Annotated in this window: 15 protein-coding genes and 1 riboswitch; of the genes, 3 read left to right on the top strand and 12 right to left on the bottom strand. The window is 64.4% G+C overall.

Translation table 11 applies throughout. The annotated features are described in order from the left end of the window. Positions 1-451 precede the first annotated feature (451 nt). On the top strand, positions 452-886 hold the full coding sequence (locus IVA87_RS25345; protein WP_247296066.1) for a hypothetical protein: 435 nt from the start codon (positions 452-454) through the stop codon (positions 884-886). Positions 887-1,043: 157 nt separating this feature from the next. Here the strand turns inward: IVA87_RS25345 and IVA87_RS25340 are convergent, their stop codons facing one another. The 8 genes from IVA87_RS25340 to IVA87_RS25305 all read right to left on the bottom strand — a co-directional run bounded on the left by IVA87_RS25340 (position 1,044) and on the right by IVA87_RS25305 (position 8,264). Next, a complete protein-coding gene (locus IVA87_RS25340) occupies positions 1,044-1,691 on the bottom strand; it encodes a glutathione S-transferase family protein (RefSeq protein WP_247296067.1) in 648 nt (215 codons plus the stop codon). Positions 1,692-1,922: 231 nt separating this feature from the next. Next, complete coding sequence (locus tag IVA87_RS25335; RefSeq protein WP_247296069.1) at positions 1,923-2,480, bottom strand: mismatch-specific DNA-glycosylase; 558 nt, start codon at positions 2,478-2,480, stop codon at positions 1,923-1,925. A 133-nt stretch (positions 2,481-2,613) separates the two neighbouring features. After that, the gene (gene thiC / locus IVA87_RS25330; RefSeq protein ID WP_247296070.1) at positions 2,614-4,512 is read right to left on the bottom strand and encodes a phosphomethylpyrimidine synthase ThiC; all 1,899 of its coding nucleotides are present in this window, start codon (positions 4,510-4,512) and stop codon (positions 2,614-2,616) included. Positions 4,513-4,683: 171 nt separating this feature from the next. Next, on the bottom strand, positions 4,684-5,292 hold the full coding sequence (locus IVA87_RS25325; protein ID WP_247296072.1) for a thiamine phosphate synthase: 609 nt from the start codon (positions 5,290-5,292) through the stop codon (positions 4,684-4,686). Continuing rightward, positions 5,279-6,061 (bottom strand): thiazole synthase, encoded by a 783-nt coding sequence (locus IVA87_RS25320; protein ID WP_247296074.1) that lies wholly within the window; start codon positions 6,059-6,061, stop codon positions 5,279-5,281. Before IVA87_RS25320 ends, IVA87_RS25325 begins: the two co-directional genes overlap by 14 nt. Positions 6,062-6,215: 154 nt before the next feature. Then, positions 6,216-6,413 (bottom strand): sulfur carrier protein ThiS, encoded by a 198-nt coding sequence (thiS, locus tag IVA87_RS25315; protein WP_247296076.1) that lies wholly within the window; start codon positions 6,411-6,413, stop codon positions 6,216-6,218. After that, positions 6,404-7,414 (bottom strand): FAD-dependent oxidoreductase, encoded by a 1,011-nt coding sequence (locus IVA87_RS25310; protein ID WP_247335600.1) that lies wholly within the window; start codon positions 7,412-7,414, stop codon positions 6,404-6,406. Before IVA87_RS25310 ends, thiS begins: the two co-directional genes overlap by 10 nt. Beyond that, positions 7,402-7,530, bottom strand: a riboswitch (TPP riboswitch). (Overlaps the previous gene by 13 nt.) A gap of 155 nt (positions 7,531-7,685) precedes the next feature. After that, on the bottom strand, positions 7,686-8,264 hold the full coding sequence (locus IVA87_RS25305) for a lytic transglycosylase domain-containing protein (protein ID WP_247335598.1): 579 nt from the start codon (positions 8,262-8,264) through the stop codon (positions 7,686-7,688). Positions 8,265-8,492: 228 nt separating this feature from the next. Here IVA87_RS25305 and IVA87_RS25300 point away from each other — a divergent pair, with 228 nt between their 5' ends. Next, positions 8,493-8,693, top strand: a complete 201-nt coding sequence (locus IVA87_RS25300) for a hypothetical protein (protein ID WP_247335596.1) — start codon at positions 8,493-8,495, stop codon at positions 8,691-8,693. A 366-nt stretch (positions 8,694-9,059) separates the two neighbouring features. After that, entirely contained in the window at positions 9,060-9,584 is a 525-nt protein-coding gene (locus IVA87_RS25295) for a PRC-barrel domain-containing protein (protein WP_247335593.1), read from the top strand. 98 nt (positions 9,585-9,682) lie between these two features. Here IVA87_RS25295 and IVA87_RS25290 read toward each other — a convergent pair whose 3' ends face one another. The 4 genes from IVA87_RS25290 to IVA87_RS25275 all read right to left on the bottom strand — a co-directional run bounded on the left by IVA87_RS25290 (position 9,683) and on the right by IVA87_RS25275 (position 14,485). Next, positions 9,683-10,897: an ABC transporter substrate-binding protein gene (locus IVA87_RS25290; RefSeq protein ID WP_247335592.1), complete on the bottom strand. Its 1,215-nt coding sequence runs from the start codon at positions 10,895-10,897 to the stop codon at positions 9,683-9,685. Positions 10,898-11,055: 158 nt separating this feature from the next. Then, a complete protein-coding gene (locus IVA87_RS25285) occupies positions 11,056-11,886 on the bottom strand; it encodes an ABC transporter permease (RefSeq protein WP_247335590.1) in 831 nt (276 codons plus the stop codon). Next, entirely contained in the window at positions 11,883-13,145 is a 1,263-nt protein-coding gene (locus IVA87_RS25280; RefSeq protein WP_247335588.1) for an ABC transporter permease, read from the bottom strand. Before IVA87_RS25280 ends, IVA87_RS25285 begins: the two co-directional genes overlap by 4 nt. A gap of 281 nt (positions 13,146-13,426) precedes the next feature. After that, positions 13,427-14,485 carry an ABC transporter substrate-binding protein gene (locus IVA87_RS25275; protein WP_247335587.1) on the bottom strand — a complete coding sequence of 353 codons (1,059 nt, stop codon included), beginning with the start codon at positions 14,483-14,485 and terminating at the stop codon, positions 13,427-13,429. Between the last annotated feature and the right edge of the window lie 55 nt (positions 14,486-14,540).

The following is a 14,540-nucleotide window of genomic DNA, read 5'->3' as shown; positions in this document are numbered from 1 at the left end:
TGCCCTAGGGGCCTTCTGGACAAATATACAGCCTCCGCTCGCAATCGGCCGGCACGCACCCGCCTCACTCCGCTAACGAGTAATTCTTGCCCAGCCTCGTCGGGCAAAACACTGGCAGAATGGCATCATGGCGACAATGCGCTGTAGCTTCAAACTCCACCGTCATGCTCCGGCTTGCCGCCTTCGCTAAAGCTTCGGCGGCCGAGCACCCTTGAGGCCCCGGCGTAGCCTTGGCGGAGCCGGGACCGGGGTATCGAGTACGCCGGGGCCTCTCGGCTCAACCATGACTGCTTCTGGAATACTGGATCGCCCGGCGCGGGCGATGACAGTTGGATGCGCTGCTGCATCTTGCACGTCACGTCCGCCCCCATCATGTTGCCGCCGCGATCGATCGGATAGATTTGTCGCGTCTGATTCGATCCCCCCTAAAAATAGCCCCCCGGAGACACCCATGAAGTTCGCATCCACCTTCCGCGCCGCGCTGGTCGCCATCATCGCCCTGGCTGGCCTCGCGACTGCGGCACGGGCCGACAGCGGCTTCGTGACGCTGACGATCTACAAGGCGGGCTGGATCATCGGCGGCTCGGGCGGCAGCGGCGTGCTCAGCTTCCGCGGCCGCACCTATGGGCTCTCCACCGGCGGCCTCGACTACGGTCTCGTGTTCGGCGGCTCGAAAACCGTACTGCGCGGCCGGGTCTCCAACATCAACCGTCCCTCGGATGTGGCTGGCGTCTACGGCGCCGCCGGTGCCGGCCTTGCCGTCGGCCGCGGCGCCCGTGCCATCGTGCTGACCAACCAGAAGGGCGCGGTGCTGGAATTGACCGGCCAGCAGATCGGGTTGATGGCGAATGCGGATCTCAGCGGGCTTGCGATCACGATGCGGTAGGAGGGCTGTGTAGGGTGGGTTAGCCGCTCACGAACGCGGTCCTTCACTACGGAACGGCGCAAGGCGTACCCACCTCCTCCTCCGTCTCCGCGGCGACAGAAGCGGTGGGTTACGCCGCGCGGCCTGCGCTTCGCTTTGGCCGCGCAGCTAACCCACCCTACGAGTTCGTCGTGGTGAACACCGCAAGCTGCGCATCGAAAGCCCGCCTGAAAGCCGGCCGCGCCTCGCCGCGGGCGACATAGGCGGCAACGGCAGGATACTCGTCCAGCAGGCCCGACGTGTTCAGCCTGCGCAGCACCGTCACCATCATGAGATCGCCGGCGCTGAACGCGCCGTCGAGCCAGTCGGCACTGCCGAGGTGGCGGGACAATTCGCCGAGCCTGACACGGACGCGGTCCTGGAGCATGGGCAGGCGCTCCGCGTACCAGCTCTTGTCGCGCTCGAACAGCATCGCCATGGCGAGCTCGACGATCGGCGGCTCCACCGTGCTGAGTGCGGCAAACATCCACGCGATTGCACGGCTCCTCGCGTTCGCATCCTTCGGGAGCAAGCCATCGTGGCGCTCGGCGATCTGCAGCACGATTGCCCCGGACTCGAACAGGACGAGATCGCCGTCCTCATAGGTCGGGATCTGCCCGAAGGGATGCAGCGCGCGATGCGCCGGTGCCTTCATCGCCTCGAATGACACAAGGCGAACGTCAAAGGTTTGGCCGACCTCCTCCAGCGCCCAGCGCACCCGCATGTCGCGCGCCTGGCCCCGGCCGCGGTCGGGGGAGTTTTCGAAGGCGGTGATGGTGGGCGGCATGTGGGGCTCCGGGGTGCGATTGGTCAGAGGACGAATGATGGGTGCGGATTCCGACAGGCTGTCTCGCCATTCCCGCTGCGTAGGGTGGGTTAGCCGATCACGAACGCGGTCGCTCGATACGCGACCGGGCAAGGCGTAACCCACCACGTCCGCATCCGCGGTAACAGAAGCGGTGGGTTACGCCACGCGGACAGCGCTTCGCGCCACCGCGAGGCTAACCCACCCTACGAGCTACGAGCCGCAGCCGATCCACGCCGCCAGTTCGCGCCACGGCTCGATCGTCCAATGCCCGGACGCCGCACCGGACGGCGAGGGAAGCACGAAGACCTCCGGCAGGCTCGCATCGCGCGCCTGCCGGCCCAGCGCAATCGCAGCTGACGGCCTGCCATAAAACAAGCTCGCCGCCTTCTTGCTCGTAAACGCAATCGTCCGCGGCCGATAGGTCTCCATCTTGGCCCTGAAGCCCGGCACGTCGATCGTCTCCGTCGCGATCTGGTGATCCATCCCGGCGCCCGTCTTGGAGAGATCGGTGAAGCCGATCCCGAGCGCGAGCAGCGATGCAAACTCGCTCGGTTGATAGCGCCGCGGCGTGATCCCCGCTTCATGGATCGCCCGCCAGAAGCGGTTGCCGGGATGGGCGTAGTAGTGCCCGAGTTCAGCCGAGCGCGCAGAGGCGGCGGTGCCGACGAAGACGAGGCGGAGGCCCGCGCGGAGCTGGTCGGGGAGGCGGTGGAGGGTAGGGGTGGGCAAATCGACCAACCTTAGCGTTGCACAGAGCGTCAGCGACATCCGGGCCGCTGTCAATCTCGGATGTCGCTTCGCTCGTCCTGGCTACGCTGCGCTCTAAAAAGAAGCCGAGCTTTCGCCCGGCTTCTCGCTCCTGATGGATGCTCGAGCAAGCCCGCGCATAACGAGCGGAGAATTACAACACCCGATTACTCTCCTTCACCTTCTCCGCATCCAGATATACGCTCGATCCCATCTCCTTGAACTTCTCGCTCATCTGCTTCATGCCGTCTTCGACGGTGCCGGCCATCGACATGCCCACCGAGTTCGGATCGTTCAGCGTCGCCGCGTAATCCCGCACGTCCTGGGTGATCTTCATCGAGCAGAATTTTGGGCCGCACATCGAGCAGAAATGGGCGACCTTGTGGGCTTCCTTGGGCAGGGTCTCGTCGTGGAAGCTCTTTGCGGTGTCCGGATCGAGGCCGAGGTTGAACTGGTCGGTCCAGCGGAATTCGAATCGCGCGCGGGAGAGCGCGTCGTCGCGCAGTTGCGCGGCGGGGTGGCCCTTGGCGAGGTCGGCGGCGTGGGCGGCGATCTTGTAGGTGATGACGCCGGTCTTGACGTCGTTGCGGTCGGGCAGGCCGAGATGCTCCTTCGGCGTGACGTAGCAGAGCATGGCGCAGCCGAACCAGCCGATCATGGCCGCGCCGATGCCTGAGGTGATGTGGTCGTAGCCCGGCGCGATGTCGGTGGTCAGCGGTCCAAGCGTGTAGAACGGCGCCTCGCCGCACTCCTTGAGCTGCTTGTCCATGTTGATCTTGATCTTGTGCATGGGCACGTGGCCGGGGCCTTCGATCATGACCTGGCAGCCCTTGTCCCACGCGATCTTCGTCAGTTCGCCGAGCGTCTCCAGCTCGGCAAACTGCGCGCGATCGTTGGCATCCGCGATCGAGCCCGGACGCAGGCCGTCGCCAAGCGAGAACGAGACGTCATACTTGCGCATGAGGTCGCAGATCTCGTCGAAATGCGTGTAGAGGAAGCTCTCCTTGTGATGCGCAAGGCACCACTTGGCCATGATCGAACCGCCGCGGCTGACGATGCCGGTGACGCGGCTGGCGGTGAGATGGATATATTGCAGGCGCACGCCGGCGTGGATGGTGAAATAGTCGACGCCCTGCTCGCACTGCTCGATCAAGGTGTCCTTGTAGAGCTCCCAAGTCAGCTTCACGGGATCGCCGTTGCACTTCTCCAGCGCCTGGTAGATCGGCACGGTGCCGATCGGCACCGGCGAGTTGCGCAAGATCCATTCGCGCGTGGTGTGGATGTTGCGTCCGGTGGAGAGGTCCATCACGGTGTCGGCGCCCCAGCGGATCGCCCAGACCATCTTCTCGACCTCTTCCTCGACGGAAGAGGTCACCGCCGAGTTGCCGATATTGGCGTTGATCTTGGTCAGGAAGTTGCGGCCGATGATCATCGGCTCGAGCTCGGAATGGTTGATGTTGCAGGGGATGATGGCGCGGCCGCGCGCGATTTCGTCGCGCACGAACTCCGGCGTGATGAAGGCGGGCACCGATGCGCCAAAGCTCTCGCCGTCGGCGAGCGCGGCTTCCGCGCGCTCGAGCTGCTGCTTGCGACCGAGATTTTCGCGCTCCGCGACGTAGATCATCTCCTTGGTGATGATGCCGGCGCGGGCGAATTCGAGCTGCGTGATCTTGTGGCCGGGAAGGCCGCGCAGCGGCTTGTGATAGGCCGAGAAAGCGCGCGCGGCCTTGTCGGTGGAGACGCTGCCATTGTCCTCCGGCTTGATTTGGCGCCCCTCATATTCCTCGACGCCGCCGCGCTCCAGCACCCATTGCTTGCGGTTGCGCGCAAGGCCGGCGTTGACGTCGATGGTGACGGACGGGTCGGTGTAGGGACCCGAGGTGTCGTAGACCGGCAGGTTCGGCTCGCCGGCGCCTTCGGAGAGGATGATCTCGCGCAAGGGCACGCGCAGGTCGGGCGCGGCGTCGGGCGTCGCGAAGATTTTTCGCGAGGAGGGAAGGGGACCGGTGGTGACGGCGGGGACGGTCTTGTCGGGGTTGGAGCGGATGTTCATGGGGATTCTCCGGTTAATTCTGTTCTGCGTGCGTTGGCGCGACTACGGTGAATTCTTGCTCCGTCATTGCGAGGAGCCCTTGCGACGAAGCAAATCCAGACCGCCTTCGCGGAAAGTTCCTGGATTGCTTCGCTTCGCTCGCAATGACGGGTGGTGAGAGCGGAGCGATCATCACGCAGCCTCCACTGTCAGGTCGAGCCATTGCCGCACGCGCGCATCCGGGTCGGGATTTTGCGTGACGTCGGAAACCACAGCGATGGAATCCGCGCCTGCGGCAAAAATCTCCGCAGCGTGCTCGAGCTTGATGCCGCCGATCGCGACCAGCGGGATATCGCCGATGCGCTTTTTCCATTCGGTGATTTTTGGAATGCCCTGCGGCTCGAAGCGCATCGATTTCAGCGTGGTGAAGAAGATCGGGCCGAGCGCGACGTAGTCGGGTTTGGCTTTGAGCGCGGTCGCAAGCTCGTCGTCGTCATGGGTGGAGATGCCGAGCGACAGCCCGGCCTCGCGAATGGCCTTGAGATCGGCATCCGCCAGATCCTCCTGGCCGAGATGCAGATATTTGGCGCCGGCAACGACCGCGGCGCGCCAATAGTCGTTCACGACCAGCTTGGTCTGCGTGTCCTTGGTGATCGCCAGCGCATCGGTGACGATCTGCAGCGCGTCGGCGTCGTTCAGCTCTTTCGCGCGCAGCTGGATGGTGCCGACGCCGAGTTTCGTCAGGCGCTCGACCCATGTGAGGCTGTCGACGACGGGATAGAAAGGATCAGGATACGGCATGCCAGAACGGGGTCCCAACGACAGGGGTGGACGGGGAGGCGAAGTCGCGGGCGTCCATCAGCCCGGCTTCGTAAGCGGTGCGGCCGGCCTCGACGCCGAGACGGAAGGCGTTGGCCATCGCGACGGGATCGGCGGCCTTTGCGATCGCGGTGTTGAGCAGCACGGCATCGTAGCCGAGCTCCAGTGCGTGGGCCGCGTGGGAGGGCGCCCCCAAGCCGGCGTCGACGACCAGCGTGATGTCGGGCAGGCGCTCGCGCAGCAGTTTCAGCGCGTCACGGTTGATGATGCCGCGGGCCGAGCCGATGGGGGCTGCCCATGGCATCACCACCTTGCAGCCGGCATCGACCAGGCGGTTGGCGACCGAGAGATCCTCGGTGCAATAGGGGAACACTTCAAAGCCGTCCTTGATCAGGATGCTGGCGGCCTCGACCAGGCCGACGACGTCGGGCTGGAGCGTGTCGTTGTCGGCGATCACTTCGAGCTTGATCCAGGACGTGCCGAACAATTCGCGGGCGAGTTTTGCGGTCGTCACCGCCTCGCGCACGCTGCGGCAACCGGCGGTGTTCGGCAGCACCGTGACGTCAAGCTCGCGGATCAGCTTCCAGAACGCGTCTCCGGTCTTGCCGCCGGCGGATTCGCGGCGCAGCGAGACGGTGACGATGCTCGCGCCGGAGGCGCGGATCGCGGCCTGCATGATCGCGGGCGAGGGATAGAGCGCGCTGCCGATGAGGAGGCGCGAGGCGAAGGTCTTGCCGTAGAAGGTCACCATGTGAAAGGTGTCTCCTTGAATGATGATGTCATCCCCGCGTAGGCGGGGATCCAGTACGCCGCGGCAGCGCGGCTAGGACCGTGAAGCCGCGGCGTACTGGATCGCCCGGTCAAGCCGGGCGATGACAGCGGAGCGTGTGGCGCGTACATCATCCTCACCCTCCCTGCCGCGGCGTGATGATCTCGATCTCGTCGCCGGCTTTCAGCTGCGTCTCCGCCCAGCGGCTTTTCGGCACGACGTCGTGATTGAGCGCGATGGCGAAATGGGTGCCCTCGTAGTCGAGCTCGGTGAGCAGCGCGTCGACGCTGGCCGAGCTCACCTCGCGCTGCTCACCGTTCACGATCACCCGCACTGCATCACCTCATTGTCGATCTGGCCACGCTGGACATAGGCAAGTGTCAGCTCGGCGAGCGCCGGCGCGAGCAGGAAGCCGTGGCGATAGAGGCCATTAACGGCGATCTTCTCGCCGCGAATCCCGATGCGCGGCAGATTGTCGGGATAGGCGGGACGAAGCCCGGAGCCGAATTCGACGATGCGGGCTTCGCCGAACGCGGGGTGCACGGCGTAGGCGGCGCCCAACAGCTCGAGCGCCGAGCGCACGCTGACGCCGGTGTCCTCGGCCTCGATCGAGGTCGCGCCCAGCATGAACAGATTGTCCTCGCGCGGGATGACATAGAGCGGCCAGCGCGGATGGATCAGCCGCACCGGACGCGCAAGCTGCACCTCGTCCGTCTCGATCAGGATCATCTCGCCCTTGACGCCGCGCAGCTCGGGCTGCTCGTCGCGCGCGGAAAGGCCGCGGCAGTCGATCACGATGCCGTCGAGCTCGGCGGCGCTGACGCGGCTTTCGAACTTGATGGTGCCGCCGGCGGCGCGGATCCGCTCGTGCAATTTCGGCAGCACGCGGCGCGGCTCGACATGGCCCTCGCTCGGGAAGAACAGGGCTTCGCGGAAGCGGCCCTCCAGCGACGGCTCCAGCGCGGCAAGGCCGGCTGCATCGAGCCGCTCGTGACCCTCGGTCATGCGGGCAAAGCGCTCGAAATCGTTGCGCTCGCGGGGATGGGCGACGACGAGCGAGCCGTTGAACGGCGTTTCCGGCAATTCGCGGCGCCAGATCTCGAGCGAGCGCAGGCCGAGGCGGCTGACCATGGGTTCGGCGACCTCCGCCTCGCAATAGGGGGCGAGCATGCCGCCGGCCCAATGGCTGGTGGCATCGGTCATGGCGGCGTCACCACGCTCGTGTAACGTCACGGCATGGCCGGCCTGCGCGAACAGCAAGGCCTGCCAGGCGCCTGCGATGCCTGCGCCGATGATAGATACCGGTGAATCCGGTCGCTTGGTGGTCTGCAACATCCCTGTCCCTTCGCCGGCATGACCCGGATCAGGTTCAAAGGGTCACCGCGGTCCTGGGCGGTATTGCCCATTTAGCGGTATCTCAGCTCCTCCTCGGAGCACCCCTCGGAACGGCTCTAATGTATGCCAGTGACGGGCGGTGTCAACGCGTTAAGCCACACGGCTGTCATTCCGGGGCGATGCGAAGCATCGAACTATGGTGCGCAATTGCGCACCTGAGAATCTCGAGATTCCGGGTGTGGTCCTGCGGACCGCCCCGGAATGACGATCTCTAGTGAGGAACCTGCGCCCGGGCGTTGCGGACGCGCTGGACGAGCTTCCTGGGCGACGTGGCGCCCAACATCGGCTGCGGGTTGCCGTTCGGCTCGAGCCAAGTCTCCCCTAAATTGGTCTCCCCCAAATTGGTCTCGCCCAAATTGGTCGGGCCGATAGTGGCGACCTGCACGGCCTCCTGCCGCTGCCGCTTTGCCGCATAGTAATAGCCGCCCGCGAAATAACGCACGGCTCGAGCATGGTCGCCATTGGCGGCGCGATAGGCGCCGGCGAGATATTTGACCGCGTAGGTGAGGTTGGTGTTGGGATCGCGCAGGCCTGCGGCATCGCCGGTGTAGCCGACGCCGCGGGCGGTCGCGAGCTTGATCTGCATCAGCCCGATGGTGCCGCCACGGCCGACGAGGCCGGGCTGATAGCGGCTCTCGCGCATGATCACGCGGTGGACCAGCGCCTCCGGCACGCCGTTGGCGCGGGCATGGGCTGCGACCATCTCGGCGTATTCGGCTTGGCCGGCGAATGCGCCCTGCGGCAAAATCAGTGCGGCTGCGAGCAGCGCGGCAACGCGTAAAATTTTCATCGAAATATTCCTTGGCAGAACGGACCTGCACCCGTGCGGGTTAGGCCGTGGGAACACGGCGATGATGTGGCGAAACGCCGCCTTCGGCGATTTTCGTTGGGCCGTCGCTTTTACGACTCAAACTCACGTTAAGCTTGGAGCTGGCGGAGCGCCTTACGCGACAGCTGGTCTGTCCATTCGTGTCTCCGCCCAAAAATCGCTTTCAAAACAGCATTCGGGAGGACGTCCATGACCCCGCCAGACATCGACGACATTCCCACGCAGAACCCCTGTGCACAGTGCGGCACGCCGATTCCGTCCCCGGACTGGATCGAGCCGGGCGAAGGCCGCGTTTCCTATCTCTGGAATTGCCACGCCTGCGGCTACCGCTTTGAGGCGGTGGCGATCTTCGATGAGCACGCCATCAAGCACCCGCCGCTCGCGGCTTGAGCTACGCCGCCGGAATGAGCGCGGAAACTCCAGCAATTGCTCCAGGCGGTCCAGCAATCGCAATCGTCGTCCTCCTACGGTGCCAATGGCAGCGCGCCGAGCGTCGCGCGCTTCTCCGCGCTGCTGATCGACTACAAGAGCTGAGCTGAGCGACGTTCGGTCGGCGCGTTGTTCGCCGCGATCGTGCTTCTCTCCAGGGCGCGTGGGCGGGAATCGTGCGCTGCAATATGTTCCTGAGTGACGCAGGAACATGCCCTAGGCGCTTTTCGGCTCGCGCATCGCGCGACGAAATTGCCGTCCGCACGGAACTGGGCGTGATCAGCGCTGTTTTCTCCGCACAAGGTTTCTGTCGAAGGAGAGGACAACATGATGAAGTCGATCGTCGCCGGTCTTGCCGGCACAGCACTGCTCGCGACCGCTGCGTTCGCGCAAACGCCGCCCGCCACCACCGACAAGGCGCCGACCGCGGCCACCGCCACGACGACGAGCGCGTCCGACCAGTGGCGCGTGTCGAAAATGTCGGGCGTCAAGGTCTATAACGAGGCTAACGAGAACATCGGCTCGATCAACGACCTCTTGATGGACAAGAGCGGTAACATCAAGATCGCCGTGATCGGCGTCGGCGGCTTCCTCGGCATGGGCGAGCATCTGGTCGCGGTGCCCTATGAGAAGCTGAAGTTCGTCAACGAGGCCGTCGCCTACTCCGGCACAGGAGCCACCAACCCGCCCGGCCGGCCGGCTGCAACCACGACGACTGGCGCAGCGACCGGCACCGACAAGACCGCGACGACCACGACCTCGTCGGCGTCGAAATGGTATCCGGATCATGCCGTGTTCAACGCCAGCAAGGACGAGCTGAAGAACATGCCGGAGTTCAAGTACTCGGAGTAATGGACTTCTAAATACTTCAACGAAGCGCGCCCGGCTTTCCCCGGGCGCGCCGTCGTGTCTTTTCGTCATTGCGGCGAACTTGCGTATGACGACGCAGTTCAATGCCCCTTCACCAGAGGGCAGCCGCCCTTGTCGAGCGGACGGAAGGCCTCGTCGCCGGGCACGGTGGCGATCAGCTTGTAGAGGTCCCACTCGCCCTTGGATTCCTCGGGCTTCTTGACCTCGAACAGATACATGTCGTGGACCATGCGGCCGTCGATGCGGATCTTGCCACCTTTGGCGAAGAAGTCGTTGATCGGTGTCTTGCGCATCTCCTCCATCACCTTCGGCGCCTCGTCGGACTTGATGGCGTCGATCGCCTTCAGATAGTGCATGGTCGCCGAGTAGAGGCCGGCCTGGATCATCGTCGGCATGTGGCCGACCTTCTCGTTGAAGCGCTTGGAGAAGGCGCGCGTCTCCTCGTTCATGTCCCAGTAGAAGGCGTCGGTGACGATCAGGCCTTGGGTCGCCTTGATGCCGAGCGAATGCGTGTCGGTGATCTCCTGCAACAGCGCGATCATTTTCTGACCGCCCTGGGTCAGGCCGAACTCGGAAGCCTGCTTCAAGGCGTTGGTGGTGTCGCCGCCGGCATTCGCCAGTGCGACCACCTTGGCCTTGGAGGCCTGGGCCTGGAGCAGGAAGGAGGAGAAGTCCGACGAGTTGAGCGGATGGCGGACCTCGCCGAGCACCTTGCCGCCGCTCTCCTTCACCACGTTGGCGGCGTCGCGTTGCAGCGCCATGCCGAAGGCGTAGTCGGCGGTGACGAAGAACCAGCTGTCCTCGCCGCGCTTGACCATCGCCTTGCCGGCGACGTTCGACAGCGCATAGGTGTCGTAGGTCCAGTGCACCGTGTTGGGCGAGCAGGCGGTGCCGGTGATGTCGGACGAGCCGCCGCCGGAATTGATGTGGATCTTGTTCTTCTCGCGTGTCAGCGCCGAGACCGGCAGCGCCACCGAGGACGTCGGCACGTCGAAGATCGCGTCGACCTTGTCGTTGTCGTACCAGTTGCGGGCGATGTTGACGCCGACGTCGGGCTTGTTCTGGTGATCGGCGGCGACGACCTGAATCGGCTTGCCCGCAACCTTGCCGCCGTAATCGGCGACCGCCATCTCGATCGCGGCGAGCGAGCCCTTGCCGGTCGCGTCCGCATAGAGGCTCGACATGTCCGTGAGCACGCCGATCTTGACGATGTCATCGGAAATCTGGGCCTGTGCGGTGCTGCATGTTGCGGCAAGCGTGAAGCCCGCTGCGACCGCGGCGATGAGTTTTTGCACGTTCTTTCTCCCTGTGTGTTGTTGTTTGGGTTTTGTTGCGCGCCTGTTCTAGCCGCAATCGGCGCCGCCGGCTAAGCCAGGAGCGCCGTAGCGGAATGCAAAAAGGCGGGGGCTAGGCGGGGTATAGGGAGTTCTTCGAGATCGTTTGGCGACGCCGGTCAGGCGCTGCTGCTCTTGAGCCGTTCGTTGCGCCGACGCAAGCCTTCCAGGGTAGCGAGGAGGACGACCGATACCGCCGTCAGCACCACCGCCGCTGCCGTGATCGTCGGACTGATGTTCTCGCGGATGCCGGCGAACATCTCGCGCGGCAGGGTGCGCTGCTCGGGACCTGCCATGAACAGCACGATCACCACCTCATCGAAGCTGGTCGCGAAGGCGAACAGCGCACCCGACGCCAGGCCGGGCAAGATCAGCGGCAGGATCACGCGGCGAAACGCTTGAAGCGGCGAGGCGCCGAGTGAGGCGGCGGCGCGCGCCAGGTTGGTGTCGAAGCTTTGCAGCGTCGCGCCGACCGTGATCACCACAAACGGCGTCGCCAGCGCCGTATGGGCCAGGATCAAGCCGAGATAGCTGCCGGTCAGTCCGATCGGCGCGAAGAAGAAATACAGACCGACCGCGGTGATGACGCCAGGTACCACGACCGGCGACAGCACGAAGGCCAGCACGAGCGGCTTGAACCGGCTCCTCCACTGCGCCAGTCCCAGGGCGGCCAATGTGCCGAGCACCATGGACAGCACGGTCGAAGCTATGCCTATGATCATGCTGTTCTTCAGCGAATTCATCCAGCGCGGCGAATTGATGAAATCGTCGTACCAGCGCAAGGAGAGGCCGGGCAGCGGATAGGTCAAGTAGGAGCCTGAGCTGAAGGACAGCGGCATGATCGCCAGGATTGGCGCGATCAGGAAGATGAACACCAGCGTCGAGACAATGATCGTCGCGGTCCACGCGATGCGCTGGCTGGGCGTGCGGAGGGGGGAATTGTCGCTCAATTCTTCATTCCTCCCGTAACCTGCTGCCCATGCGCCAGCTTTCCGTAGACGAGAGCGAGCAGAAGAGTGGCCAGCAGCAGCACCGCGCCCAACGCCGAGGCAAGGCCCCAATTGGCGGTCTCGGTTGTGTAGAGCGCGATGAAGTAGCTGATCATCTGATCGGCGGCGCCGCCGACGAGCGCCGGCGTGATGTAATAGCCAAGCGCCAGGATGAAGACGAGCAGGCTTCCCGCGCCGATGCCGGGCAGGGTCTGTGGCAGGTAGATGCGCAGGAAGGCAGTCAGTGGTGGCGCACCGAGCGAAGCGGCCGCACGCATGTAAGCAGGCGAGATCGCCTTCATGCTGCTGTACAGCGGCAGGATCATGAACGGCAGGAGAACGTGGGTCATCGCCACGCAGACACCGAAGCGGTTGTAGATCAGGCGCAACGGCTCGTCGATGACGCCAAGCCAGCGTAGACTGTCGTTCACGACGCCCTTGCTCTGCAACAGCACGATCCAGGCGCACGTGCGGACCAGAAGCGACGTCCAGAACGGGAGCAGGACGAAGATCATCAGCAGGTTCGACCGGCCGGGCGGCAGCGTGGCCAGCAGGTAGGCGACCGGGAAGCCGAGGATCAGGCAGAGCGCCGTGACGCTGATGCTGATGAGGAAGGTGCGGGCGAAAACATCGCGGTAGATGGCCTGATCCGGCGGGGCCGCGACGATCGCGCCGTCCGCGTTTCGCGTCAGGTCGAGCGCCGCCAGAAGGTAGAAGCCGGTCACCGGACCGCTGGCGTCCTTGATCGTCGTCCAGGTGGCGCGTTCGCGCCAGGCCGGATTGATCTTGCCCAGCGTCTCCTTGGCCGTGCCGGGCTCCGGCACCGCCTTCAGATTGCGTGCCGTGCTGGTCAGGATCGTGCGGAAGCCATTCAATGCGTAGTTCAGCCGCTTGGCCGCAATGGCGATGGTGCCGGAGGCGCGCGCCGCCAGGATGTCGCTGGCCAGCGCCGCATAAGCCTTTTCATCCGGCAGGTCCCTGCCATCCCAACTGGCGAGCGCAGCTACCGCGTGAGGAAAGACCTGGCGTACCTCCCTGTCCTCGACCGAGCGCCACAACATGCCGGCGATGGGCCCGGCGAACGTGAAGAGCAGGAAGACGAGAAGCGGTGCCAGCAGCGCCAATGCCTTGACCTGCCGTGTCCGCTCAGCACGCCTCAGCCGGCGCTTAAGCGGCACCTCGGTCGACGCATTGGCGCCAGTCAAGAGCGCGTCCGTCACGGCAAGAGCCCCTTTGAACGGATATCCCTCGCTAATTTGGGTAGGTCAATCGCATGTGGCCTTTTGGAGCGGCCGGTGCAAGCGCCTCGTCCTTCGAGACGACTGCTTCGCGGTCTCCTCAGGATGAGGCTTATTGACATAGGTGCCTGTAAGGTCGCTGCCACAGACTCAGACCTCATCCTGAGGGCCCGCCGTAGGCGGGCGTCTCGAAGGATGCGCCACGGGCGAGTTGTCCGCCACGCACCCTATACCTCCTGCGTAAGTCGGGTTGCCGCCGCGCGCTACTTCGCCGCCCATTTGTTGAAGCGCTCGGTCAGGCGGTCGATGTTCTCGAGCCAGAAGCCAACGTTGATCTCGACCGCGTCCTTGATGTTGTCAGGCGCCGTCGGCAGGTCTTTCAGAACGGCGGGCTGTAGCCGCGCGGCTGCGTCCTTGTTCGAGGTGCCGTAAGCAATGTTCTCCGACAATCTTGACTGGTTCTCCGCCTTGCCGACGAAGTCCAGGAACTTGTAGGCGGCGTCCTTGTTCGGGCTCCCCTTCAGAATGACCCAGCTGTCGAGAGTGAAGAGCGCTCCATCCCATACGATGCCAAAGTTCTTCTTCTCGTTCTTGTTCGCGGTGTCGATGCGGCCATTGTAGACCGAGGTCATCGCCACCTCGCCGGACGCGAGCAATTGCGGCGGCTGGGCGCCGGCTTTCCACCAGACGAGGTCGCCCTTGATCGTGTCCAGCTTCTTGAACGCGCGATCGATGCCCTCGTCGGTCGCCAGCACCTTGTAGACGTCCTTCGGTGCGACGCCGTCGGCCATGAGGGCGATCTCCAGCGTTGTCTTCGGGCCCTGGCGCAAGGCGCGCTTGCCGGGAATCTTCTTGGTATCGAAGAAGTCGGCCCAGCCCTTCGGCGCCTCCTTCAGCTTGTCCTTGTCGTAGCCGAGAACGAAATCATAAAGGATCGCGCCGACGCCGCAGGGATTGACCGCCGGTGGGATATAGGCGGACTCGCCGCCGATCCTGGAATAATCCAACTTCTCGAACAGCCCTTCCTCGCAGCCGACCGCGAGTTCGTCGCTTTCGACCTGGACCACATCCCATGTGGCGGCGCCCCCCTGCACCTTGGCGCGCAGCACCCCGATGCCGCCGTCCCAGGACTCGTCGTTCATCGCAATCCCGGCCGCCTTCTTGAAAGGCTCGAAATAGACCTTCTTCTGGGCATCCTGATAGGCGCCACCCCACGATACGACGGTGAGGTCACGCGCCTGCGCCATTGTCGTCAGCGCGGCGCTGGCGGTGAGCGCCGCGGCGAAACCCAAGACAATCTTGCCAATCTTGCGCTTCAGCATGGTCTTTGTTCCTTCTTCATGTGAGTTGCGTTGAGATGCCCGACCGCTTGTTTTG

The sequence above is a fragment of the Bradyrhizobium sp. 147 genome (assembly GCF_023073935.1).
Taxonomy (GTDB): Bacteria; Pseudomonadota; Alphaproteobacteria; order Rhizobiales; family Xanthobacteraceae; genus Bradyrhizobium.
Note: the sequence above shows the minus strand (reverse complement) of the source record. Positions and strands in the feature narration are given on the sequence as shown.